This is a genomic window from Shewanella sp. 4t3-1-2LB (genome assembly GCF_017368415.1).
Taxonomy (GTDB): Bacteria; Pseudomonadota; Gammaproteobacteria; order Enterobacterales; family Shewanellaceae; genus Shewanella; species Shewanella fodinae.
Genome location: NZ_JAFNJD010000038.1, coordinates 1 through 23272, shown reverse-complemented (window position 1 = coordinate 23272; position 23272 = coordinate 1). Strand labels below are relative to the sequence as shown.

General features: G+C 49.0%; 20 protein-coding genes and 1 riboswitch. Of the genes, 15 read left to right on the top strand and 5 right to left on the bottom strand.

From position 1 onward, the window contains the following. Nucleotides 1-10: 10 nt before the first annotated feature. Nucleotides 11-2251, bottom strand: coding sequence for a TonB-dependent receptor (locus J3L11_RS13840; protein ID WP_207571392.1), 2241 nt, complete (start codon nucleotides 2249-2251; stop codon nucleotides 11-13). A 364-nt stretch (nucleotides 2252-2615) separates the two neighbouring features. On the opposite strand from J3L11_RS13840, the gene J3L11_RS13835 reads away from it, so the two are divergent. The 6 genes from J3L11_RS13835 (at nucleotide 2616) to J3L11_RS13805 (ending at nucleotide 8196) form a co-directional block, all read left to right on the top strand. Beyond that, the gene (locus tag J3L11_RS13835; protein WP_207571377.1) at nucleotides 2616-2912 is read left to right on the top strand and encodes a hypothetical protein; all 297 of its coding nucleotides are present in this window, start codon (nucleotides 2616-2618) and stop codon (nucleotides 2910-2912) included. Between the two features lie 118 nt (nucleotides 2913-3030). Then, on the top strand, nucleotides 3031-5139 hold the full coding sequence (locus J3L11_RS13830; RefSeq protein WP_207571376.1) for a M13 family metallopeptidase: 2109 nt from the start codon (nucleotides 3031-3033) through the stop codon (nucleotides 5137-5139). A 731-nt stretch (nucleotides 5140-5870) separates the two neighbouring features. Then, a complete protein-coding gene (locus J3L11_RS13825) occupies nucleotides 5871-6305 on the top strand; it encodes a GNAT family N-acetyltransferase (RefSeq protein ID WP_207571375.1) in 435 nt (144 codons plus the stop codon). A gap of 46 nt (nucleotides 6306-6351) precedes the next feature. After that, the gene (locus J3L11_RS13820) at nucleotides 6352-6873 is read left to right on the top strand and encodes an O-acetyl-ADP-ribose deacetylase (RefSeq protein ID WP_189617676.1); all 522 of its coding nucleotides are present in this window, start codon (nucleotides 6352-6354) and stop codon (nucleotides 6871-6873) included. A gap of 44 nt (nucleotides 6874-6917) precedes the next feature. Next, nucleotides 6918-7718 (top strand): nuclear transport factor 2 family protein, encoded by an 801-nt coding sequence (locus J3L11_RS19375; protein WP_229799954.1) that lies wholly within the window; start codon nucleotides 6918-6920, stop codon nucleotides 7716-7718. After that, nucleotides 7708-8196, top strand: coding sequence for a GNAT family N-acetyltransferase (locus J3L11_RS13805; RefSeq protein WP_207571374.1), 489 nt, complete (start codon nucleotides 7708-7710; stop codon nucleotides 8194-8196). The genes J3L11_RS19375 and J3L11_RS13805 overlap by 11 nt, the downstream gene beginning before the upstream one ends. Before the next feature lie 231 nt (nucleotides 8197-8427). Here the strand turns inward: J3L11_RS13805 and J3L11_RS13800 are convergent, their stop codons facing one another. After that, nucleotides 8428-9156: a GntR family transcriptional regulator gene (locus J3L11_RS13800; RefSeq protein WP_207571373.1), complete on the bottom strand. Its 729-nt coding sequence runs from the start codon at nucleotides 9154-9156 to the stop codon at nucleotides 8428-8430. Nucleotides 9157-9453: 297 nt separating this feature from the next. On the opposite strand from J3L11_RS13800, the gene J3L11_RS13795 reads away from it, so the two are divergent. The 3 genes from J3L11_RS13795 (at nucleotide 9454) to J3L11_RS13785 (ending at nucleotide 13049) form a co-directional block, all read left to right on the top strand. Next, on the top strand, nucleotides 9454-9915 hold the full coding sequence (locus tag J3L11_RS13795) for a hypothetical protein (protein ID WP_189617678.1): 462 nt from the start codon (nucleotides 9454-9456) through the stop codon (nucleotides 9913-9915). A 49-nt stretch (nucleotides 9916-9964) separates the two neighbouring features. Then, nucleotides 9965-11200, top strand: a complete 1236-nt coding sequence (locus J3L11_RS13790; RefSeq protein ID WP_207571372.1) for an OprD family outer membrane porin — start codon at nucleotides 9965-9967, stop codon at nucleotides 11198-11200. A 106-nt stretch (nucleotides 11201-11306) separates the two neighbouring features. After that, complete coding sequence (locus tag J3L11_RS13785) at nucleotides 11307-13049, top strand: tannase/feruloyl esterase family alpha/beta hydrolase (protein ID WP_189617680.1); 1743 nt, start codon at nucleotides 11307-11309, stop codon at nucleotides 13047-13049. Between the two features lie 323 nt (nucleotides 13050-13372). Here J3L11_RS13785 and J3L11_RS13780 read toward each other — a convergent pair whose 3' ends face one another. Both J3L11_RS13780 and J3L11_RS13775 read right to left on the bottom strand, forming a co-directional pair. Beyond that, nucleotides 13373-13642 carry a GIY-YIG nuclease family protein gene (locus J3L11_RS13780; RefSeq protein ID WP_189617681.1) on the bottom strand — a complete coding sequence of 90 codons (270 nt, stop codon included), beginning with the start codon at nucleotides 13640-13642 and terminating at the stop codon, nucleotides 13373-13375. Then, complete coding sequence (locus tag J3L11_RS13775; RefSeq protein WP_207571371.1) at nucleotides 13639-15777, bottom strand: S9 family peptidase; 2139 nt, start codon at nucleotides 15775-15777, stop codon at nucleotides 13639-13641. Before J3L11_RS13775 ends, J3L11_RS13780 begins: the two co-directional genes overlap by 4 nt. A gap of 179 nt (nucleotides 15778-15956) precedes the next feature. Next, a riboswitch (FMN riboswitch) is annotated at nucleotides 15957-16138 on the top strand. A gap of 114 nt (nucleotides 16139-16252) precedes the next feature. Between J3L11_RS13775 and ribB the strand changes: the two genes are divergently transcribed. From ribB to moeB, 3 genes are all read left to right on the top strand, one after another. Further along, a complete protein-coding gene (gene ribB, locus J3L11_RS13770) occupies nucleotides 16253-16906 on the top strand; it encodes a 3,4-dihydroxy-2-butanone-4-phosphate synthase (protein WP_133040572.1) in 654 nt (217 codons plus the stop codon). Nucleotides 16907-17087: 181 nt separating this feature from the next. Next, complete coding sequence (gene moeA / locus J3L11_RS13765; RefSeq protein ID WP_207571370.1) at nucleotides 17088-18332, top strand: molybdopterin molybdotransferase MoeA; 1245 nt, start codon at nucleotides 17088-17090, stop codon at nucleotides 18330-18332. A gap of 13 nt (nucleotides 18333-18345) precedes the next feature. Continuing rightward, a complete protein-coding gene (gene moeB, locus J3L11_RS13760) occupies nucleotides 18346-19110 on the top strand; it encodes a molybdopterin-synthase adenylyltransferase MoeB (protein ID WP_207571369.1) in 765 nt (254 codons plus the stop codon). Nucleotides 19111-19113: 3 nt separating this feature from the next. Here the strand turns inward: moeB and J3L11_RS13755 are convergent, their stop codons facing one another. Beyond that, the gene (locus J3L11_RS13755; RefSeq protein WP_207571368.1) at nucleotides 19114-20097 is read right to left on the bottom strand and encodes a helix-turn-helix domain-containing protein; all 984 of its coding nucleotides are present in this window, start codon (nucleotides 20095-20097) and stop codon (nucleotides 19114-19116) included. Nucleotides 20098-20295: 198 nt separating this feature from the next. Here J3L11_RS13755 and J3L11_RS13750 point away from each other — a divergent pair, with 198 nt between their 5' ends. The 3 genes from J3L11_RS13750 to J3L11_RS13740 all read left to right on the top strand — a co-directional run bounded on the left by J3L11_RS13750 (nucleotide 20296) and on the right by J3L11_RS13740 (nucleotide 22602). Then, nucleotides 20296-21132: a DJ-1/PfpI family protein gene (locus J3L11_RS13750; RefSeq protein ID WP_207571367.1), complete on the top strand. Its 837-nt coding sequence runs from the start codon at nucleotides 20296-20298 to the stop codon at nucleotides 21130-21132. A 121-nt stretch (nucleotides 21133-21253) separates the two neighbouring features. Continuing rightward, a complete protein-coding gene (locus tag J3L11_RS13745; protein WP_207571366.1) occupies nucleotides 21254-21913 on the top strand; it encodes a Bax inhibitor-1 family protein in 660 nt (219 codons plus the stop codon). Nucleotides 21914-22002: 89 nt separating this feature from the next. Next, on the top strand, nucleotides 22003-22602 hold the full coding sequence (locus tag J3L11_RS13740; protein ID WP_207571365.1) for a class I SAM-dependent methyltransferase: 600 nt from the start codon (nucleotides 22003-22005) through the stop codon (nucleotides 22600-22602). Nucleotides 22603-23272: the final 670 nt, after the last annotated feature.

Sequence of the window (23272 nt, the reverse complement as noted above, 5' to 3'; positions counted from 1 at the left end):
GTTAACAGGATCAGAAGAAGCTGGCTTTGAATTCAACCCCAATGATACGTGGCTCGTTAACAAAGCCCGTCAGGTTGTTGAAGTCAATAGCACCTGTAACACGTGTGGTGTCAGTGATGTTGCGACCATAAGCCGCCACTTCATAATCGTGGCCACCGCTGCTCCAACGGTAACCAGCACGCAGACCACCTTCCAGCAAATAGTTGCTCTCAAACTCCTTGGATTCATACAAGAAGAAGGAAACCTTGGAGCGATATGCCCAATCAGTGAATACAAACAACTCACCCACTGCCAGAGGGTAACTGTAGTTAGCGGTGATGTTAGCCGTCCAGCGTGGCGCCTGAGGTAATGAATTACCATTGATGAGCGCATTGCCATCAGCATCCAGTGGATCGGTCACCGTACAGCCGCCGCCACAAGCAGCAATTGCCAACTGGTCGTCTTTGATTTCCGTGTGGTTGTAGCTAACACCTGCCGTCACCAACAGGTTTTCAGTTACCGCAAACTGGGAATCCAATTCAAAACCGTAGCCTTCAGACTTATCGGCGTTGATCAGGCGGTTATAGTTAACACCGCCGCCAACTGCGGTAAGTTGCTGATCTTGCAACTGATAGTAAAACACATCAAAGTTGACGCGGCCGCGGTTATCTAAAATATCCGACTTGATCCCTAACTCGCCGCTGTACATGGTTTCTGAATTAGCGACGGTGACATCATCACCAAACAATAAACGCCCCTGAATTGAGGGTGCGCGGAAGCCTTTAGCGACACGCCCGTAGATATTAGTATCGCTATCAAGGCTATAGACACCGCTCAAATCCCAGCTAATCTGGCCATCGGATGGGTCGGCGTACAACTTATCCGTAGCACCAGCACCGGCAGGAGAGACTAAACGTTGTGCCACAAAATCCTTCTTGTCATGGGAATAACGCACCCCGGCAGTGACCTTGAAGTCGTCGGTCAAATCGTAATCTAATGAACCGAACGCGGCCCACGCCTTGGTGTCCTGTTTCTGGTAAGCGTAACCATTTTGCAGGCCATTCTCATCATAGTTAAAGCTGTCAATATCGAGCGATTCGTCGAAATAGAACAACCCAACCTGATAGTCTAAACGCCCCAGTTCATTGCTGGACAAACGCAGTTCCTGTGTCCACTGGCTGTGATCTGGCAGACCATCGGCAGATTCAGAGGTATAAGGAATAAAACCGGGCCCCATGTAAGGCAGATATGAAGCCCCATAACCACCGTCGATATCACCATGGGAGAATGCTTCCGCAGACTCGTATCCCGTGATAGATGTCAGCGTGTAGTCACCTAAGTTGTATTCCAGTTTAGCGCTGCCGCCGTGAGTTTTTACGGACTGCTCAGCTCGGCTGGCGGCATCCTGATACACGGTATCACGATCAAAACCATCCACCAGATCATTAGTGCCAGCTTTAATAATGTTGGCGCGGAACACCCGGGGCGTGCCATCTAGGTTACGGTAATGGGCATTAAGCAAGGCGCTAAAATCGCTGTTAGGTTGCCACAACACCTGCAACCGGGCAGCTCTGTCGTTGTAACCTTCTGCTTGATTATTAGCTTCGAAGCCGGGTGCTTTGTTATCGACCCAGTCATCACGATGTTGATCCAGCACTGACAAGCGGGCAGAAACGGTATCTGTTAGACCACCACCCACAGCACCTTCCATATTGATGGTATTGTAAGTGCCATAAGAGGCTTTGGCATAAGCGCTGAATTCTTGCGTCGGTTTTTTGGTTTCCAGCTTAATGATACCCGCAGTGGTGTTGCGGCCGAACAACGACCCCTGCGGACCACGCAGAACTTCCACTCGTTCTAGATCAAAAATTGGATAACCTTTGAGAATCGCGTTTTCCTGTACCACATCATCGACCACCAGCGATACCGGCTGTGAAGAGTTCAGATCGAAATCGGTGTTACCCATGCCACGAATATAGAAACGGGGAAAGGTACGACCAAATGAAGACTCAATGTTCAGACTGGGAATGCGTGAAGACATAAAACGAATGTCATCACCCGCGGCGCCCATGGCTTGCAAATCATCACTTTTCAGCGCAGAGATAGACATTGGTACTTCCTGAGCGTTCTGCACCCGTTTCTGGGCCGTCACCATAATCCGCTCTAATTTGCCGTCATCGCTCTTGGTCGCTTGTTCATCTGCGTAAGCCAGCGAGCCGCTAGCGATCAACGCCGCATTAACACTTAAAAAAAGCTTGGACAGTTTGCTCATCATTGATTACCCGATTGATTTATATGATTTTATAAATTGAAGGTGTTTCTTATGGCTGAAACATCCCCCTGAGAAGTTCGGGCGCGATTTTAACAGTCTGTTGCAATTTCAAATTTTTTTGTTTACGGAAAAACTATTTGCTAAAAGAAACAAAGATTTTAAAAGCCTCTTTAACATCCATTGAAATTAAAATAAAACATAGAGTTAGCATGAGCAGATAATGACAAAAGCATGCTTACCGCAAATGTCATGACTGCGTCACCCGCAACCGTCATCCTTATCTGACAATTTTTGCCTACAGTGGCTATGCTCACAAGCTGGAGCGCGTTAGGCTATAACGCCAATTAACCTTATATAAAAAAATATGAACCAGATACTGCTCGCGGTAATCGCAACGGCACTCCTTATTCTGTTATTGAAATGGTGGCTCGATCACCGGATAAAACAATATCTGCAGCAACAATTGCCACAGCAATGGCGGGACATTAGCCAGGCACGAGGTGGCGTGGTAGCGGCCATTCACTTATCGTTGCGTGAAGGCAGCCTGAGTCAACGCCACGATCCCGTGCTCGCTCGTTATCAACAGCAAACCAAATGGCTCAAAATTGCCGCAGTTGCGCTGCTGGTCGCCACCCTGCTTCTCGGCTTTTATCTGCAATAGCGGCCAGACACATTAATTCACATATTATGCTGAATCTCATTAATGAGAATCGCTGCACATCAAGGTACACTGCCTGCTGAAGAATTTTCCCCCTCCGCACAATTAACAAGGGAACCCTATGTTTACTCGACTAATAACTGCAGTGGCGGTCAGTACCGTCCTGCTGGGTGGATTGACCGCCTGTAATGACAAGACACCGCCATCACAAACGGCAGTGACTGAGACAAAAACCCCGGTAGCAACAACGGCTGTTGATATTGGAATAAACGTCAAGGCCATGGACACCTCCGTTAAGCCGGGTGATGATTTTTATCAGTATGCTAATGGTAACTGGATGAAAACCACTGAAATTCCAGCTGACCGTTCCAGTACTGGCGCCTTTTTGGTGGCTTTCGAAGCGACCGAGAGACACAAGGCAGAGCTGATCGCAGACCTGGTGAAAACGCCACATCCAGCAAACAGCGATGAAGCGCGCATTGCCAATTTTTACAAAGCCTACATCGACACCGCGGCCATCAATGCCGCTGGTTTACAGCCGGTGCAAGCCGATCTGGCACGCTATGCCGCCATCAAAGATAAACAACAACTGGCCGCCGTATTAGGCAGTAATCTGCGGGCCGATGTCGATCCGCTGAACGCCACCCACTATGCCACCGAAAACCTGTTTGGCGTATTCGTCACCCAAGGACTGGCAACACCGGGGGAAGTTTTGCCCTATATTTTGCAGGGTGGACTGGGCCTGCCGGAACGCGAATATTACCTGTCTGACTCCCCCAAAATGGCGGATATTCGCCAGCAGTATCGCCATTACATTGAGACCCTGCTGAATGCTGCTGGCATTGCCGATGCAGCGGCTAAAGCTGAACGGATTTTTGCCCTAGAAACCAAAATCGCCACGGCACACGTGAGCCGAGAAGAGAGTGAAGACTTCGCCAAATCATCCACCATCTGGAGTCGAGCTGATTTTGACAGCAAAGCACCAGGCATAGATTGGCAAGCATTTCTGAATGCGGCACATCTGGGGCAACAACAGCGCTTTGCCGCTTACCATGCCGCCGCGATCACGCACCTGGCAGCGCTAGTGGCTTCTGAACCACTGGAGTCCTGGAAGGACTGGCTAGTCTTCCATCAAATCAACGCCCATACCGATGTGCTGCCAGCGGCTATCGATGATGCTCATTTTGCGTTTTATGGCACGGCGCTGTCTGGTACACCCCAGCAACGCAGCCGCGATAAACGCGCGCTGAGTGCCTTGGATGAATACTTGGGCGATGCTGTCGGCAAAGACTATGTCGAAAAGTATTTCCCTGCCTCCGCCAAAGCTCAAGTCAGCGATATGGTGCAGCAGATTATTCAGGCCTTCCATCAGCGGGTAGAAGCATTGGCATGGATGGCACCGACCACCAAAAAAGAAGCCTTGGCGAAAGTAGATTCTCTGGTAGTTGGTGTAGGTTATCCAGACAGTTGGCCAGATTACAGCCACTATCAGGTTAATGCTGACAATGCCTACCACAATGAAATTGCCGGGGAGCAGATCCGCTACCAGCAGCAGTTGGCAAAGATCGGCAAACCGCAAGATAAACACGAATGGTGGATGGTGCCGCAGATAGTCAACGCAGTAAATCTGCCCGTACAGAACGCCTTGAATTTCCCGGCCGGGATCCTGCAATCGCCGTTTTTCGACGCCAAAGCCGATGCTGCTTATAACTATGGTGCTATCGGTGCGGTAATCGGTCACGAAATCAGCCACAGTTTTGACAACAACGGCGCTGCTTTTGATTCCACCGGCGCAATGCGTAACTGGTGGACGAAGGAAGATTTCGCGCGGTTTGCCCAACAGGGTGAAGCGCTGGCTGCGCAGTTCGATACTTACTATCCATTCCCAGATTTGCACGTTAACGGCAAACTGACCCTAGGTGAAAACATTGCCGACGTGGCTGGTCTGGCCGCTGCACTAGATGCTTACCATGCCTCACTCAATGGTCAACCTGCCCCCGTCATTGATGGATTTACTGGCGACCAACGTTTCTTTATCGGTTTTGCCCAGACATGGGCAACCAAAATGCGCGATCAGGCATTACGGCAGCGTATCGCCACTGATGGTCATGCTCCCGGCATGTACCGCGCCCTGACCGTCCGCAATCTGGATGCTTGGTACAGCGCATTTAATGTGCAACCCGGCGATAAGTTGTATCTGCCACCGGAACAACGCGTAAAAGTGTGGTAACTCACTGTGATTAATCAAGCCCGGCGCTTGCCGGGCTTTTTTTACAATAAAAAAATAATAGCGTCTGCCATTACCCAAGACCACCTGACGGCCTAGAAATTTGTTACAAAAATAGCGGCCTCACTCTGGTCTGTGTTGTGATAGTCTTTGAGTGGTCTGATGACTTAGGCAAACAATCTCTGTTTGTCATGGGAAATCAGGCGTAACAGGATGTTGAGGTAATCACTCAGGGAGCGAAAACACCAGATTTTGGCAAAACTGGAAGCCGTTGCAACGCGTTCTCTTTGTACCGTTACTGTAAGCTTGCTATCTCTTCCCAAGCGCAGGGTTACAACCTGTTATTAGTTTTAATATGACACCCTTCCTAATTACCAAATAGTGGTGAGCGTGCTTTGAGCACGCTTTTTTTTCTTGTTTCGCCAGCAATCAACGTTGGTGCAACAGCCAAGAAGTTCACCGATTGGGGCTACAGTTACCAGATGGTTTTCAGTTAGGACTATTTCCCTTGCCTGACGCGCCAGTGCGGCCTAGCGTTTCTGAAGCGCAGGATTATGGCACTTGGCCTTTAGCGTCGCATCCGGGCCCCATACACTCAAATGGCTGGCAACGCGGCAGATAAGTTGTGAACCGATACACACCGATGAACACACCGGCAAGCGATTTACCTTTTTTAGCGATCCAGATAACCTGCCGTTAGAACTTTATGAACAGTGATCGCTCAGGAACATTCAATGACAGCCGCAGATTATCAAGTCAGTAATGACCCCGCCAGATTGGACTTTGCCACCATTCGCCAGTTTATTGCTAGCAGTTATTGGGCCGCAGGGATCCCAGAAGCCGTATTGCGCAAGGCCATGGAGAATTCACTGTGTTTTGGTGTTTATGATGGTCACGGTCAGCAAGTGGGATTCGCCCGAGTTATCACTGATCAAGCGACCTTTGCTTATCTCGCAGATGTATTTATTCTGCCGCCACATCGGGGCTTAGGATTGAGTAAAATGCTAATCCAAGCCGTTGTTAATCATCCAGAACTACAAGGACTTAGACGGATGATGCTGGCAACCCGTGATGCCCATTCGCTATACGCACAATATGGTTTTACAGAAGTTGTTAATCCTCAGAGCCTGATGCAAATCTGGCAGCCAGACATATACCAGCTAAAGTAAGGATAACCGCAAACTATTCCGCCAGTGGGCTTGGAGGAGAGATAGCATGAACCATATTCAACTGGTCGAAGGTGATATTACGCTGGCCACAGAAGATGCCATCGTGAATGCGGCGAATCCTCATTTGCTGGGCGGTGGCGGGGTGGACGGAGCCATACATCGGGCCGCTGGGCCGCAGTTGCTTGCTGAATGTCGCAAAATCCCCAAAATCAATGGCGAACGCTGCCCGGTAGGTGAAGCCCGGATTACCACAGCAGGCCAATTGGCCGCACGCTATGTGGTTCATACTGTTGGCCCAATTTACCACAGTGACCCGGCTCCGGCACAACATCTGGCGGCGGCATATCGATCATCACTGCAATTAGCCATGGCCCATGGCTGCCATTCGGTCGCCTTGCCCGCTATCGCCTGCGGGGTATACGGTTACCCGTTATCCGCGGCTGCCAATATCGCCTTGCAGACCTGTAATGAGCCGCAATTTAAGCATCTACATATTGTGTTTTATCTGTTTACTCATGAGATTGCAGAAATCTGGCGACAAACACTAGCAAAATTCGCGTCCAGCTGATTTATGCGCTGGGGAATGGCAGGAAAGAGCACGAGGAGAAACCAGTGATTTATCGGGGAAGCTGTCATTGCCAAGCAGTGACCTTTGAGGTGGAAGCGCCAGCAGAACTGGAAGCGGACTATTGTAACTGCTCTATTTGCCGTAAGTCTGGATACCTGCATCTCATTGTGCCACGCAGCAAATTTCATTTACTCAGTGGCGAAGCAGTGCTGACAAATTACCGTTTCAATACCAAAGTGGCACAGCACACCTTCTGCCAGATCTGTGGCATCAAACCCTTTTACATTCCCCGTTCTAACCCTGATGGTATCGACGTCAATGTTAATTGCCTGGACACCCAACCAAGCGCCGTAAAAGTCACCGATTTTGACGGTGAACACTGGGAGCAACATGCACATAAACTGGCGCATAAGAGCATAGAATCTACTTCAGAAAAAGAAGCGTTTCCCAGCCCTAGAGAGACGGTTCTCACTTGGGTTAAATGTTTTAACCAGGCTGATATAACAGGACTTTGTGCGCTATACCACGACGATGCCGTCAACCACCAAGTCGTGACTGAGCCTTTATGTGGTGTAGCCGCCATTCGTCAATTTTTCGAAACTGAATTCGCTCGCGCCAGCATGCAATGTGAAATCGTCCAATTACACGAGTCTGGTCATTGGGCAATTCTCGAATGGCGTGACCCTTTGGGGCTGAGAGGCTGTGGTTTCTTTCAGGTTGAATCAGGAAAAATCCGCACTCAGCGCGGCTATTTTGATCAACTCAGCTTTTTCAGAGCACAAAATCTATCGGTACCTGATACCTATTTTAATCATTCATCGACTCAATCAAAAAATGACAAATAACATTATTATTCAATTAGATGATTTACACTCTCCGCAAGTGATTGCGTTATTGCAATCCCACCTAGAGGATATGTATGCCACCTCACCGCCTGAAAGTGTGCATGCATTGGATATTGATAAACTCCGACAACCGGACATTTTGTTCTGGACCGCTTGGCAACAGCAACTACTGCTCGGAAGTATTGCCCTCAAGCTGCACGATACTCATGATATCGAAAACAGATATGGTGAGATTAAGTCGATGCGCACAACCGCCGCCGCAAGACGTCAAGGTGTGGCTTCCGCGCTATTACGACACTTGCAACAACAGGCAAGTGACTTGGGCCTGCATAGACTCTGTTTGGAAACGGGCAGTATGGCATTTTTTGCGCCTGCGCGGTCGTTATACCAGAAATTTGGCTTTAGGGAATGTCCGCCATTTGCTGATTATCCGTTGGATCCAAACAGCGTCTTTATGGAAAAAATAATCGTTAACTGAATTTTATAGGCGTATTAGCAACCTATAAAAATTGTATGAGATACGCCTAAAAATTATTGTCGATGACTAAAAAACAATACTCATTGCGAACTGGCGAAAACTGTCTTTCGAATTAATACTATTATGCTTTAATAACCACTCATACTGCATAACCAGATGTTTTAATTTTAATAACACCATTACAAATATTGTTTCTTCGCAAACAATTCAACAGCTCTTTTTATTCATGCGCTAGATTAAAGTGCGTTCATTTTCTCGGAAATCTTGTTCAATTTTTTGCAATATTCCCAAGAATTCTGTCAGATGATTTCGCATCGCTTGCTCTGCTTTATCCTGTTCATTCGCAATCACAGCATCTACAATTTCTTTATGTAAACCAATAGGATGAATGAGATCGGTATCAGTATCTAATACTTCGTTAATTTCGCCAACCAACTGTAACAAAGACTTACTGATCGCCGCTAAAAAGCGATTTCCACACATATCAGCAAGCAAACAATGCACTTTTTGTCTTAATACAACGGTTTCAGGATATTCAAGGGTATCACTTTCATGAAGGTCAGCATCCGACAATGCTTTGGAATACATTTCGTCACAATTCAATGCAGCCATTCTAGCGATTTGTGGCTCAACAATTAATCTTGCCTCACAAATCTCTTTAAACGATAGACGCCCAACAAAGAACAGATCCCGACAGACGCCACTGAGGCGCTCAAATGTCAGCAACTTAACAAAAGCCCCGCCAGTTGCACCTTGCTTTATCTGTACCAACCCACTGGCTTCCAGTCCCTTAATCGCCTCACGGACAACGGTACGGCTAACCTGAAAGGACTCGATTAATTCTCGTTCAGAAGGGAGCTTATCTCCGGCTCGATAAGTACCATCAAAAATCGCTGCTCGTAGTTGTTGAGCAACAGCATCAGAGGCTTTTATCTGTTTGAGCGGCTTGAAATTTTCCAATTAAACACTCCCCCATTGGTCAGGTGGCGGATTATAGCACGACATTGCCGCTACTGAGTATCCTGCCAGTAGGCATAATCTCATGATTTAGAGCCATAAGCTAATTCTCGATTCGCTAATTAATATCAACAATATAAAACAGTTACTAATTAACTAATTAACGAAAGTGATCCATTTTTCACAATTTTAAAATTTGTGAGCCTATTTTCAGAACTCATATCTATAGATTTACGCTAAAGGTCATATGTCATACGTTTAATATATGTTGATTAGCTGTGATAACTTAAGTTCGCCACGATGAAGAAATTACTAATTTTTTCCTCAGATAAACAATATGGCGCTCGTGAAGTGGTCAATGCTGATCCCATCATAGATCTGGCGAAGATACAGGGTATGGATATTAACGAACCTGATACCTCCGTTGTCATCAAAGACACATTGGTAACAGCGCTGCAAAATCCAAAATATCGTAAAGACCCCATCTATTTGCGCGCAGAGTCTAATGCTCCTTTCCGTTTCGCTAATAACAACTTAGCTCCCTTAAGTCATTTAGCTGGCACGAAAAAGAGTAACCAACATATAGCAATTTCGATAGCAACCGTTAAACCGGATCAGAGGAATATCATCAGGGTTATAACCACTTGCGCCAAATACGGCGCCAGTTGCGTCCCCCCTGATGATGCTGCCCCACTCGGTTTTATGACCCATTACGGCCAAGTTGCTACTGAAAACGCTAGAGCTGAATACGTGAAAAATTAGATCCGCTGACAGTTATGGGCAACCAGACTGGTATTAATGGGAAAAAATTATGAAAAAGACCTATCTTTCCGCGCTGATTTTGGCTGCCATCACTGTTCCCGCAATGGCTGACACCACCATTGATGAGATGTTCTCTCAGGGTACGTTAAACGCACAATTACGTATGTTTGACTTTACCCGGGACTATGATGGCACCACCAATACGAAACACGATACCTCGTTGGGGGGACTGTTCAATTACCGCACCGCAGCAGTGAACGGTATTACACTGGGAACTACATTTGCGTCAGCTAATCACGTTTTCAATGGGGACTCTGATGACGTTTATGGTCTGGTAGCCACAAATAGTGACGGCGGACATGAAAGCGTCAACCGCATGCAGGAGTACTACATTGAAGGCAACTGGTGGAATACTCTGTTCCGCTACGGTGCTCAAGAACTGCGTACCCCGATGATGAATCCGCATGATATTCGCGCTATTCCACGCACATTCCGCGGGCTCTCTGCCATCAACAACAGCTTTGACAACCTGACACTGCAGGCCTATTACATCACCGATTCCATGGGTTGGTCAGATTCCAACTTCATTTCGGTAAAAGAAGCTGTGCAGAACGAACTGCGTCGAGCAGGCGTCAATGCCGATGTTGCTGATGAACCGGTTATCGCTGTTGGTGCCAGTTACAATGTGCCACTGCAGTCGATGAAGATGAAAGCAGATTTGTGGCATTACCGTATGAAGGATGTATTTGACCAAACCTATGCCAAGGTCAATATGTCCGTCAAAGCCGGTAGTTCCGAGCTGTATTTCACGCCTTCTTACTTAGATCAGCAGTCTACTGGAGATCAAACCGGTGGTTCATTAGACACCTACCAATACGGCTTCCATCTGGGCGCTAAATTGGCAGGTTTCGACGCCTCCCTGATGTATGCCAAAACCGGTGATGATGCACTGCTTGCGCCTTGGGGCGATGAAAAAGTGGTGATCCAGCAGGTATACCAATGCACCCGCGCCAACGAAAAAGTTTATGCTGCCAGATTGGCTTATGATTTTACTCAGGCCGGTGTTGAAGGGCTTCAAGCCTATGTGTTCTATGCCGATTATGATGTGCCAGATGGTCAAGCCAGCGACTTCACTGAAACTGACTTCTCTGTCACTTACGCGTTAGACAAAGTGATGAAAGGACTCAGCACCCGTGTCAGATACGCTATCGTCGATTTCGACAACGGTGAAGACCTCAACGATCTGCGTCTCTACCTTACTTACAAGTTCAAACTGGGTCATTAAGCTACCCGCCAAGGTTCCGTCCACTGCTCCCGGACGGAACCTTCTTTCAATGGACGAATGAAATCTATCTGGATCGCCCAACATAGGTCCAGAGGGGGAATTACGCATGAAAAAAATTAAAACATTACTACCATTTGTGTTAACGCCATTATGTTTAGCAATCTGGGGCTGCAACAGTAACGATACTTCTGACAATACTTCAGAAACAGCACTGCCCGTTCTAGGGGCCGCCACTCCCGGCGCATTGAACAGCTGCGAAGATCTGGTCACGCAATTTGTTTACGACAGCACCGTCATCACCGCCGCGCACACTGTTGAAGCCGGTCCGGTTAACTACAATGCCACTGAATCTTATGACGCTCCCGCACATTGTGTGGTTACTGGCTACATGAACGAACGTACCGGCAAAGGTATCAGTGGTGACACCACCTACCGTATTGGCTTTGAAATGCGCTTACCCATGGCGTGGAATGGTCGTTTCTATTATCAGGCCAACGGTGGTCTGGATGGCTCGGTGGCCACCGCTGTTGGACGATTTATGTTTTCCAACGACAGTGATTCCAGCGCCTTGACCAAAGGTTTTGCAGTGATCAGTTCTGATGCCGGTCACCCATCGCCAACACCAATGTTTGGTTTAGATCCGCAAGCGCGTCTTGACTATGGTTACAATGCCGTGGCGCAACTGACACCAATGGCGAAATCTCTGATTAAAACCGCTTATGGGAAACAGCCTGATCGCTCCTATTTTGGGGGTTGCTCAAATGGTGGCCGTCACACCATGGTTGCGGCCACGCGCTATGCTGATCTTTATGACGGTTTCTTAGTTGGTGACCCTGGTTTCAATCTGCCTAAATCTGCTATCGATCAGCTTTACGGCATCCAACAGTACGCATCGCTGGTGACAGTTGACCCCAACAACGTGCTGGCTAGCATCCAAGGCGCCATCACTAAACAAGAGTTCGGTGTAGTGTCTAAAGCTGTACTACGCCAGTGCGATGCACTAGATGGTGCCGCCGATGGGATGGTCAATGCTTTAGATGCATGTCAAAAAGCGTTTGATATTGAACGCGATGTTCCCACTTGCAGCGGCGACCGTGATGGTACCTGTTTGACTGAGGCACAAAAAACCGTATTAACCAACATCATGAATGGTGCGCACAACAGTGTAGGTGAAGCGATTTATAGCAGTTTCCCTTACGATGCAGGCATGGGCACCGACAACTACTTCAGTTGGGAATACAATATGGCATTGACGCGTGACTCAGGCGCCGTTGCCTATATCTTCACCACCCCACCCACCATGCTGGGCAATACTGAATCCGATGCCTATAACTTCGTCAAAAACTTCAGTATGGATACCGATGCACCCAAAATCTTTGCCACTGATGCCAACTTCACCGAATCGGCTATTGATTTTATGACACCACCAGACCCAACAGATATGGGCAAACTGCGTGATCGCGGTGCCAAGATCATGGTGGTCAATGGTTCATCTGACCCCGTATTCTCGGTTCAGGACACCATCAACTGGTATAACGGCCTAGAAAAGGCCAACACCAATGAAGCAGACAAATTCGCCCGGTTATTCCTGGTTCCAGGGATGAACCACTGTGGTGATGGTCCTGCGACAGACAATTTTGACGCCTTAGAAAAGTTGGTTACCTGGGTAGAAAGTGGCACGGCCCCAGAAAAGATTGATGCGTTTGTCCGGCCTAATAATGCGGAATTGCCAGCAGATTGGTCTACTCAACGCAGTCGACCATTGTGCCCATATCCTCAAATTGCCAAGTACAACGGAAGTGGCAGTATTGAGGACGCCGCAAGCTTTACCTGCAGTACCCCGGAATAACCGTTCCGAGCTCCCTTTTGCGTTCTTTTTAAGTTCGTTTCATCTTTCAGCCTGAACATCTGTTCAGGCTGCTTTTTTTGTTAACTTGACTAAGTGTCAGCGTTAAATCCGCTATTTATCGGTAAAACTGCCTAGCTTCAGCGCAATAGTAAGAAATTTCTAGTTATTATTCAGTAAGATATATTTTGGCCTGATTACTGCTTTGAAAGTTTGTTCTCCGAAAGCCACGCTGTGGCAACTCTGGGACAACTTCCCGACCGCGGGATTCACTGCAGTGGCTGCCCAACAGTCAGTGAGTCCCGCTCCTTTTCTCTCGGACACCATTACCCAGCAGTTGCCCTGCCGACACTCAGCAAGGCTAATTTTTGCTGGCGAGAAAGCTTCTTGATCTGTATCTCACGCTTGAGTGCCTCACTGCGACTGCCCACCAGCTCCTGATAGACCAACTGCAACGGTGCCTTGCCCTTTAAGTATTTGGCCGCCCTTGGCCCACCGCCTTGGTGCTCAACAAAACGGCGATTCACATCGGTGGTGACACCGGTATACAACTCGCCATCACGGCAGCGAATAATGTATAGCGACCACGAACTCATTTATATCCCAGCAAACCGAGGAAGAAAGCGTACTCCAGCGCGGTATCTTCATAGCTGCTGTAGCGGCCACTCTTGCCGCCGTGCCCCGCACTCATATCAACATGCAGCAGTAACAGATGATCATCAGTTTTATACTCACGAAGTTTCGCCACCCACTTGGCGGGTTCAAAGTACTGCACCTGGGAATCATACAAGCCGCTGGTCACCAACAGGTTGGGGTAGTCCTGATGTCTGACGTTGTCGTAAGGCGAATAGCTCAGCATATAATCGAAATAGGGCTTGTCATTGGGATTACCCCACTCATCGTACTCATTGGTAGTCAGCGGAATCGATTCATCCAGCATGGTGGTTACAATATCCACAAATGGCACATGAGCGGCCACCGCCAGATACAGCTCCGGCGCTTGATTGACCACCGCGCCCATCAGTAAGCCGCCCGCACTGCGCCCTGCCGCTAGCACCTTACCGGCAGCGCCGTACTTTTCTTGCAGCAAACCACGGGTCACATCCACAAAATCGTTAAAACTATTCTGCTTATGCAGCATCTTGCCGTCTTGGTACCAGTGTCGTCCGAGCATTTCGCTGCCACGCACATGGGCAATGGCATATACGACCCCGCGATCGAGCAAACTGATAATATCGTCATGAAATGCCGGTTCGATCACAATGCCATAGGCACCGTAGCCGTAGACATACAGCGGATTGGTGCCATCGCGTTTGAATTTATCTTTGCGATACACCAGCGTAACTGGCACGGGAGTGCCATCGCGGGCAGTGATCCGTAACCGTTCGGTGCGGTAGTTCGCGGCCTCAAAGCCCCCCAATACCTTTTCCTGTTTCAGCAGTGTGCGGCGGCCGGGGAAATCTAGTTGGTAGTCATAAATGGTTTCCGGCGTTGATGGGCTGGAATAATACACTCGCAAGTCACGGCTGTGCTGGCTGGGGTTAACATCTAGCCCTACCACATACGCGGCATCGTCAAACTGCAATTCATAGCCACGAGTCGTATCGGCATCTGGATAAATACGGATATGACTCAGCCCCTGCTCGCGGGTTTGCAACACCAGAAAATCATCTAGCAGCAAGAAGTCTTCCAGCAATACATCTGGACTGTGGGGGATCACCGATTGCCAGTTAGCTTTATGACTCGCTTTGCTGATGTTGACTTGCATCAAGCGGAAATTCTGCGCTTGCCAGTTAGTCAGGATGTATAACTCGTTACCGCGTTTGGCGACACTGTACTCCACCCCTTCTTCTCGTGGCGTAACCGCTAAAAATTCCCCCAACGGAGCATTGGCATCGAGCCATGAGACTTCACTGGTGGTGGTGCTTTCATGGGTCAATACAATGCGGGTCTCATCCAGCGTTTTCCCTAAATCAAGATAATAAGCATCATCCTGTTCGTGATACACCAAGACATCTGCGGACTGCGGTGTACCCAATTTGTGGCGGAAGACCCTATCACCTAACAGGGTTTGTGGATCTTTCGCAATATAGAACACATAACGTCCGTCATTGCTCCACACCACGTCGCCATCAACGTCGGTGAGCTTATCCGCTAATAACTGCCCACTGTGCAGATCCTTAAAGTAGACGGTATAGATGCGGCGACTGAGCGTGTCTTCCGCAAACGCCAGTAACGATTCATCAGGACTGACACTGGTGCCGCCGAGACTGTAAAATTCATGCCCGGCCGCCCGCTGATTGGTATCTAGCAACAGCTGTTCCGGGCCGTTAAGCGCGCTGCTGCGTGCCAATAGTGGGTATTCCTGTCCTTGCTGGTAACGGCTGTAATACCAATGCTTATGCCAATGATAAGGTACCGAGCTATCCTCAGCGGCGACTCTTGCTGTCAGCTCTTTAAACAGTTGCTGTTGCAGCGGCTTAAACGGCTGTAATTTAGCGGCGGTATAAGCATTTTCCTGCCGTAGATAATCCAGTACTTGCGGATCACTATGGCTGTCATCGCGCAGCCAATAATAGTCATCCGTCCGAGTAACCCCGTGCAACGTCATTGCATGGGGGATTTTCATCGCCACCGGGGCGGTGATTGCTGTTTGTTGTTTCATACTTTCGCATCCGCACAGCATTAGCGCTATGCCCGCCAGTCCAAGAGATACCAACAGTTTGTTCATGAGTCTATCCCTGTATTACCGCATATCTTATGCTGTGCTCATGGCCGAAACTGCTAGCCGAAAGTGCTATAGTGAACGGCAAGTTTTATTACCGCAAGTGCCTGATCAGAAATGTGAACTACAGCCTTGTTATTTGACAATCTCAGGCGCATGCTAACTGCCGCCTGAGCATGCTCAGGCAGTATTCTCAGGGCGGGGTGTAATTCCCCACCGGTGGTAAATCGCCCAAACAGCGAAAGCCCACGAGCGCCTGATGTAATGTCAGGGTCAGCAGATCTGGTGTCCTCACCACATGTGACTATTCCAGAGCCGACGGTGTTGCTAGCAGTAGCTGGCTCAGTCCGGATGAAAGAGGATATGGCAACTGTTATACAGTCTGTCTTTCAGGCTTAAATCGCTGCAGTGGCGGTGATTAGGCTACTCCTTTCTTGCCCTGATTCTGGAAAATTCACGTTGTGATTTAAGGACTTTTACCATGAATCAGTCATTATTAGCACCTTTTGGTACTCCCAGTGAACGGGTTGAAATTGCCTTGCAAACTCTGCGCGAAGGCCGAGGCGTACTGGTGGTCGATGATGAAGACCGCGAAAACGAAGGCGACATGATTTTTGCCGCTGAAACCTTAACCAGCCAGCAGATGGCGTTATTAATCCGTGAAGGCAGCGGCATTGTCTGCCTGTGTCTAACCGATGAACGGGTCAAAGCACTGGATTTACCGCCAATGGTGACCACCAACACCAGCCAGTACGGCACACCGTTTACTGTCAGCATTGAAGCACGCGATGGCGTTACCACCGGCGTTTCTGCTGCAGACCGAGTGACGACTATCAAAGCAGCGATTGCCGATGATGCCAAGCCGGAGCATCTGGTGCGTCCCGGCCATGTATATCCACTACGCGCCCAGCCAGGTGGCGTTTTCACCCGCCGCGGTCATACCGAGGCCACAGTGGATCTGATGAAACTGGCAGGACTCAAACACGCCGGAGTATTGTGCGAAGTGACCAATCCCGATGGCACCATGGCCCGGTTACCGGAAATCATCGAGTTTGGTGCCCAACATCAGATGCCGGTACTGACCATTGAAGATATTGCCGCCTACCGCCAGTCTTTGATGGCGGATGTCGGCTAAGCCGGATTTCAATCTCAAAAAGCAGCTGCGGCTGCTTTTTTTGTTGGCGACACAGTTCACTGTTATTGTTGAAATTATCGGTAAAATCCCCATCAAATTCCGGCGAGAGCATAGCCAGCCAATCTGAGCGTGGCATAATAACCGCCAGATCAAATTTTACTGTCAGAATTAAGGTTGCTCTATGTCCATGTCTCAGGACCCTTGTGCCCGTCCGCAATTACTGCATCCCGATGACGCGGTACCAATGTTGCTGCAACAGGTTGTACCGCTATATGAAACAGAAACCGTGCCACTGACTGAAGCGCTGGGGCGGATTCTGGCGGAAGATTTATGTAGCAGTATTGAACTGCCGCCATTCAACAACTCTGGCATGGATGGCTATGCCTACCGCTTTGCCGATCTGCCAGTCAAAGGCACACTCACTGTGATTGGAAAATCGTTTGCCGGTCATCCCTATACAGGTGAGTACCAACCCGGCAGCTGTATCCGGATCATGACCGGAGCAACTGTGCCTAATGGCTACGACACCGTACAAATGCAGGAATATGCTGAGGTTAACGGCGACCAGGTGACACTAGAGCCCTGCAGCGAGCAGTGGGAAAATGTGCGACTGCGAGGCGGCGAAATAACCGCTGGAGCCAAAGTGCTCACCAGCGGCACCGAAATTCGCGCCGCCGAGATGGGCATTATCGCCACCATCGGCATCAGTCACCTACGGGTATTCCGCCGTGCCCGCGTCGCATTTTTCTCAACGGGCGATGAACTGCGCCCGGTTGGTAGTGAACTGGCACCAGGACAAATTTATGATTCAAACCGCTATTCCATCAAAGGCTTGCTGATTAAAGCGGGTGTGGAATGGATTGATCTTGGCGTGATTAAAGATGATCCAGAGGCTATCCGTCAGGCTTTCCGTGAAGCCGCCGCCCGCGCCGATATGGTACTCACTTCTGGCGGAGTTTCAGTGGGCGAAGCAGATTTCACCAAACAGGTGCTGGATGAAGAAGGCAAAATCACCTTCTGGAAACTGGCCATGAAGCCTGGCAAACCCTTTGCCATGGGCAAAATAGGTGAAGCGATATTCTGTGGGTTGCCGGGTAATCCGGTGTCGTCTATGGTCACCTTCTACAAGCTGGTGCTGCCACTACTGCGCAAACTGCAAGGGCATAAAGCTGCAACCCCTTTAAAAATCAAAGCTGTACTGACCAGCGCCATTCGCAAAAAGCCGGGGCGGGTTGAGTATCAGCGCGGCATCCTAAATCACAATATTGATGGCACCTTGCAGGTCAGCACCACAGGATCACAAGACTCTTCGCAGCTGAGTTCTATGCACTTAGCCAACTGCTTTATTGTGCTGGAACAACAGCAAGGCAATACTGCTGCGGGCGAGTTGGTCACCGTAGAACCTTTTAACAGCGTGTTGTGCTGACGGAGCGCCGCTAATGGAGCAGATTGACGATATTCTCAGCGACAGTGAAATGCTGCGTTACAGCCGCCAGATCTCCATCAAAGGTATGGATATCGAGGGGCAAGAGCAGTTAAAACTAGCGAAAGTGCTGATGATTGGTGCGGGTGGTTTGGGCTGCACCGCGGCGCAATATTTAACCGTTGCCGGCATCGGCCAGTTAACGCTGGTAGATTTCGACACTGTAGAGCTTTCCAATCTGCAACGTCAGGTACTGCATCTAGAGCGCAATGTTGGCCAACCCAAGGTGGTATCGGCACAAGAAAAGTTACGCGAACTCAACCCGCATGTGGCTATCCGCACCATCAATCAGGTGCTGGACGATGCTGAGATAGACGCGCTGGTGGCAGAGCACACTATCGTCCTAGACTGTACCGATAATGTGGCGGTGCGGGAACAGTTGAACAAGGCCTGTTTCCATCACCAAATACCGCTGGTATCGGCTGCCGCAATCCGTATGGAAGGGGTGGTTACCGTTTTTAACTATCAGCGCGATATGCCGTGTTACCACTGTTTTTCCAGCCTCTTTGGCGAGCAGCAACTGAGTTGCGTGGAGTCTGGTATTCTGGCGCCGGTGGTAGGACTGATGGGCTGCTTGCAAGCCACCGAAGCGATAAAAGTGGTCGCCGGACTCGGTAAACCGCTTTATGGCCGCGTACTGATGGTCGATGCCATGACCATGGAATTTCGCGAGATGAAGTTACCAAAGCAACTCCACTGCCCGGTATGCCATGCCAGCTGAGTGTTAACTGTCAGTGGCCGCCAGTGTGCTATAGGTTTTACGCCAGGCACTGGGGCTACTGCCAACTTCCCGGCGAAATGCCTCTCTTAATCCAGCGGCGCTACCAAAACCACAGGCTGCGGCAATCTGCTCCACCGACATGCGGCTGGATTCCAGTAACGACTGCGCCCGTCTTACCCTTGCGCCATAAAGCCACGCCATAGGCGATATTCCCGTTTGCTCGTGAAAGCGCCGACTCAGGCTGCGCTGGCTGATACAGGCGCGTTGTGCCAGTGTTTTCAAGGTCAAAGGTTGATGGAGCTGATCCAGCATCCACAACTGCAAGTCTTGCAAGGGTGATGCCGCATGCTCGTTATGGCGGTATAGCTGTTGTGCTTGTGAACCTTGCCGCGCTAGTGGCATAACCAGCATATCTGCTACTTTTTCTGCCACTTGTACCCCAAAATCATGGCTAATCATATGTAGACACAAGTCCTGTCCGGCAGCTAGCCCGGCCGATGTTAATAACTGGCCGTTATCGACAAACAGCACATCGGATTCCACCCGAATGGCGGGATAACACTGAGCCAACTTATCCACCAGCATCCAGTGTGTCGTTGCTCGCAAGCCGTTTAGCAGTCCGGTCGCTGCGAGAATTGCTGCTCCGGTACAAATAGAGGCCAAACGAATGCCCTGCGCGGCCGCGTGTTGTAATGCTTCAATAACCTGTGGTTGATGGAATTCCAGCATCTGCAGATTACCGGGAATGATCACGGTATCCGCATCAAACAACTCGGACAGAGGGGCTACTTCGTTGATGGTGACAGCACCGCTACGCGCTATAGGTTTGGGGCCACAGAAAAACACCTCATACAAGGCTGTGCCTTCGCTGCTACGCGCCATAGGAAACATCTGTTGCGGGATCGCCAAATCAAACAGCACCACCTCGTCGACGGCCAAGATGGCCAAACGATGGCGATCAGATTGTCGGCAAATAACAGCTGACATTGTTACACTCCACAGAAACCCTATCGCGCCAATCTATCCTAAGCCACCGCATGGCACCAAACACAGCGTCACTAAATGGCCGGCAGCTCACACTCTATCAACGTTGGCTAGATCCTTGCGTTTTCTGGCGGCATCGCCCCTTTCGGTCATACCGCGACCGCTCTATTGTGGCCCAGCATTAATCTTATCGGAGGAATTATGGATCGCAGAGATTTTACCCTTTCCTGTCTGGGAGGCATTGCCGCAATGAGTACCGCCGCATTTACGGGTAACGTGAGTGCCACCCCAGCAACGGCACACCAGCAATTGCCTGCTGACCCGACTAAACCACATATTGCATTTGTTATCTATGACGGCATGACCGCACAGGATCTGATAGGTCCGGTAGAAGTGCTGGCCAACAGTCATTTCAACGTGGATTTTGTCTGGCGCGACAAAAATCCGGTATTTGCTGAAAACCGTGCTAATCGTCAGTTGGGTTTTTTGCCAACGGCCACTTTTAATGAACTACAACATACCGATATTCTGTTTGTGCCAGGAACCAGTAACCCTTATTTGCAGATGCGTCAGCAGGATATGGTTGATTGGGTGGCACAGGTGGGCGCTCACGCAAAATGGGTGACCAGTGTCTGCAGTGGTTCCTTTATTCTGGGGGCCGCCGGATTGCTGAAAGGTTACCAAGCAACCTCGCATTGGGCACTTAGAGACAATTTGCGTTATTTCGGCGCACAACCTGTAGCACAGCGTGTTGTGCGTGACCGTAACCGGGTGACTGGCGCAGGGGTGACTTCCGGCATTGATTTTGCGCTACAACTGTTAGCGTTATTGACCAATGAACAGTTAGCGCAAGCCACCGAGTTGACACTAGAATACGATCCGCAACCACCCTATCACACCGGTTCGCCCAAAGTGGCACCGGCAGCATTGGTCGAGGCATCCCGCAACGGTTACTTGCAGCACTTAGCCCAAATTGAACCCGATAGTACGCAGCAGTTGTTGCGTACCGCCAAACGCTTAGGGGTACAGTTGAGCTGACGCTATGCCCGGCAGCAGATTTCTTTCCTGCCGGGCAAATTCAACAGATGTTGCTGGTTTCACGTACATTTCTTCTATATCTTGATCTGATCGTCATTGATATTTTCAGGATATATGCGCAATGGAACACAGCGTTTTTGACCGGACCAGCACCGATGACAAGGTGATCGGTAATGGCCTGTACAATCTGATTATCGGCATTACCTTGTTGTGGGGGTTCGCCATCAACTATCTGATGGTCAGCAATATTGACCCGCAGAGTATTGCCAGTATCAATCCTTGGCTGTTTTTTGGTGGTTATTTTATTAGCTGTTTTGCGGGGATCTATCTGTTTCAGAAATCCGATAACCCGCTAGTCAGCTTTATTGGTTACAACCTTGTCGTGGTGCCATTTGGCTTAATCATCAATCTGGTCGTCAGTCAGTATCAGCCAGACTTAGTCGTTGAGGCGCTGCGCATCACCACGCTGGTCACCCTCGGTATGATGGTGCTGGGCACACTTTTCCCGGCGTTCTTTGCGCGGATAGCGGGCGCCTTGACCATCGCGCTGTTACTGGTGATCGTGGTGGAACTGATTGAACTGTTTGTCTTCAAAACTCACCACGGTATTCTCGACTGGATTGTCGTGCTGATTTTCTGTGGTTATATCGGTTATGACTGGGGTCGCGCCAACGCCATTCCTAAAACCGTGGATAATGCCATCGATAGTGCTGCGGCACTGTATATGGATATCATCAACCTGTTTTTGCGAATTCTGCGTATTCTTGGTAATCGCCGCTAAATCACCAGCCAGCATTGGCTGCGCCTGAATGTGGCCGCAATGCTGGAGTATTATTTTTACCGACGTTGGTGAATGGAGGAATCTTCAATATGCACCCGGTCGATACGGGCAAAGCCTATGATCAGCTTGCAACCATCTGGAACAGTGACAGTTTCAATCGCCTTAACGGCATTAAGCAACACCAGCGTGCACTCAAGTTTTGCAAAAACATGGGCAGCGCACTGGACATAGGTTGTGGCTGTAATGGCCGTTTTATCGATCTTTTAGCAGCCAAAGGATTGCAACCGGAGGGGCTGGATGTTTCCGGAGAAATGATCCGGTTGGCCCAGCTTCGCCACCCACAATATTCGTTTTATCACGCGGATATCTGTCAGTTTACCCTACCTAAAACCTACGATTTCATCACCGCTTGGGACAGCATATGGCATATTCCACTAACGCAGCAACGCCAGGTGATCACCAAGATTATTGCTGGCTTAAACCCCGGCGGCATCTTCATCTTTTCCTTTGGTGGCGTTGCCTCTGAAGCTGAACACAGCAACAACGTTATGGGGCCAGAAGTTTATTATTCCACCTTGGGAACCCAAGGCTTTTTATCATTGCTGCTACAACTTGGCTGCCAGATAAAACATCTGGAATATGATCAACATCCTGAACTGCATACCTATCTGATTGTGGAAAAAGCGTAAACGGCTCATTCTCCGGCCATGAATTTCTTGGTACTTAATTTACTTAGCGCCACCTTAAGTTAAGGTGTAATAACTCATATATGCTCTGACAGTTTTCATTATTTATATAGTGTGGCTTGATCGTAAGCCTACACAGCTCACTTTTGGACAAAACCTAGCTAGAATTTTTACCCTAATTCATTGGTTTCGGATTAATATTTCTATGGGGTAACGCTAAACTTAGATGCGCAATAGTCGCAGCATGTCGGGCTAGCAGATTGCGACTTGAGCGTTTAGTTTGTCAATACAGAGTGGTGATTTTCCCATCGTCGCTTTTGAATTTAAGTATTTCATCGTTAAGTTGAACAATTTCATCACACCATGATTGGCCAATAAATTCTTCATCTATGTCGGCTTTAGTAATTGTTAAGCATGATTCGATTTTTTATTTTGTAGGTAACTTCTATGTTGTATTGAACCCTATTGGTAGTGCATTAGGTAGGTATTTGTCATAGCCCCATAATGTTTGACCTCCATCATCTGAATTTCCCCAACTATCAACTAATTTAGCTGTATCTATTGGCGCGGATAAAACGCTAGACATGAACACTAAAAGTATTGAAAAATATGTAGATTTTCATGATTCTATTATGATTTATAATTACCAAATTTAGCGCGACGTCAATAAGAC

What these genes read in the sequence shown, in the direction of transcription:
- J3L11_RS13840 (WP_207571392.1), bottom strand. Translation starts at nt 2,251, where the DNA reads ATGAGCAAACTGTCCAAGCTTTTTTTAAGTGTTAATGCGGCGTTGATC.
- J3L11_RS13835 (WP_207571377.1), top strand. Translation starts at nt 2,616, where the DNA reads ATGAACCAGATACTGCTCGCGGTAATCGCAACGGCACTCCTTATTCTG.
- J3L11_RS13830 (WP_207571376.1), top strand. Translation starts at nt 3,031, where the DNA reads ATGTTTACTCGACTAATAACTGCAGTGGCGGTCAGTACCGTCCTGCTG.
- J3L11_RS13825 (WP_207571375.1), top strand. Translation starts at nt 5,871, where the DNA reads ATGACAGCCGCAGATTATCAAGTCAGTAATGACCCCGCCAGATTGGAC.
- J3L11_RS13820 (WP_189617676.1), top strand. Translation starts at nt 6,352, where the DNA reads ATGAACCATATTCAACTGGTCGAAGGTGATATTACGCTGGCCACAGAA.
- J3L11_RS13805 (WP_207571374.1), top strand. Translation starts at nt 7,708, where the DNA reads ATGACAAATAACATTATTATTCAATTAGATGATTTACACTCTCCGCAA.
- J3L11_RS13795 (WP_189617678.1), top strand. Translation starts at nt 9,454, where the DNA reads ATGAAGAAATTACTAATTTTTTCCTCAGATAAACAATATGGCGCTCGT.
- J3L11_RS13790 (WP_207571372.1), top strand. Translation starts at nt 9,965, where the DNA reads ATGAAAAAGACCTATCTTTCCGCGCTGATTTTGGCTGCCATCACTGTT.
- J3L11_RS13785 (WP_189617680.1), top strand. Translation starts at nt 11,307, where the DNA reads ATGAAAAAAATTAAAACATTACTACCATTTGTGTTAACGCCATTATGT.
- J3L11_RS13780 (WP_189617681.1), bottom strand. Translation starts at nt 13,642, where the DNA reads ATGAGTTCGTGGTCGCTATACATTATTCGCTGCCGTGATGGCGAGTTG.
- J3L11_RS13775 (WP_207571371.1), bottom strand. Translation starts at nt 15,777, where the DNA reads ATGAACAAACTGTTGGTATCTCTTGGACTGGCGGGCATAGCGCTAATG.
- ribB (WP_133040572.1), top strand. Translation starts at nt 16,253, where the DNA reads ATGAATCAGTCATTATTAGCACCTTTTGGTACTCCCAGTGAACGGGTT.
- moeA (WP_207571370.1), top strand. Translation starts at nt 17,088, where the DNA reads ATGTCCATGTCTCAGGACCCTTGTGCCCGTCCGCAATTACTGCATCCC.
- moeB (WP_207571369.1), top strand. Translation starts at nt 18,346, where the DNA reads ATGGAGCAGATTGACGATATTCTCAGCGACAGTGAAATGCTGCGTTAC.
- J3L11_RS13755 (WP_207571368.1), bottom strand. Translation starts at nt 20,097, where the DNA reads ATGTCAGCTGTTATTTGCCGACAATCTGATCGCCATCGTTTGGCCATC.
- J3L11_RS13750 (WP_207571367.1), top strand. Translation starts at nt 20,296, where the DNA reads ATGGATCGCAGAGATTTTACCCTTTCCTGTCTGGGAGGCATTGCCGCA.
- J3L11_RS13745 (WP_207571366.1), top strand. Translation starts at nt 21,254, where the DNA reads ATGGAACACAGCGTTTTTGACCGGACCAGCACCGATGACAAGGTGATC.
- J3L11_RS13740 (WP_207571365.1), top strand. Translation starts at nt 22,003, where the DNA reads ATGCACCCGGTCGATACGGGCAAAGCCTATGATCAGCTTGCAACCATC.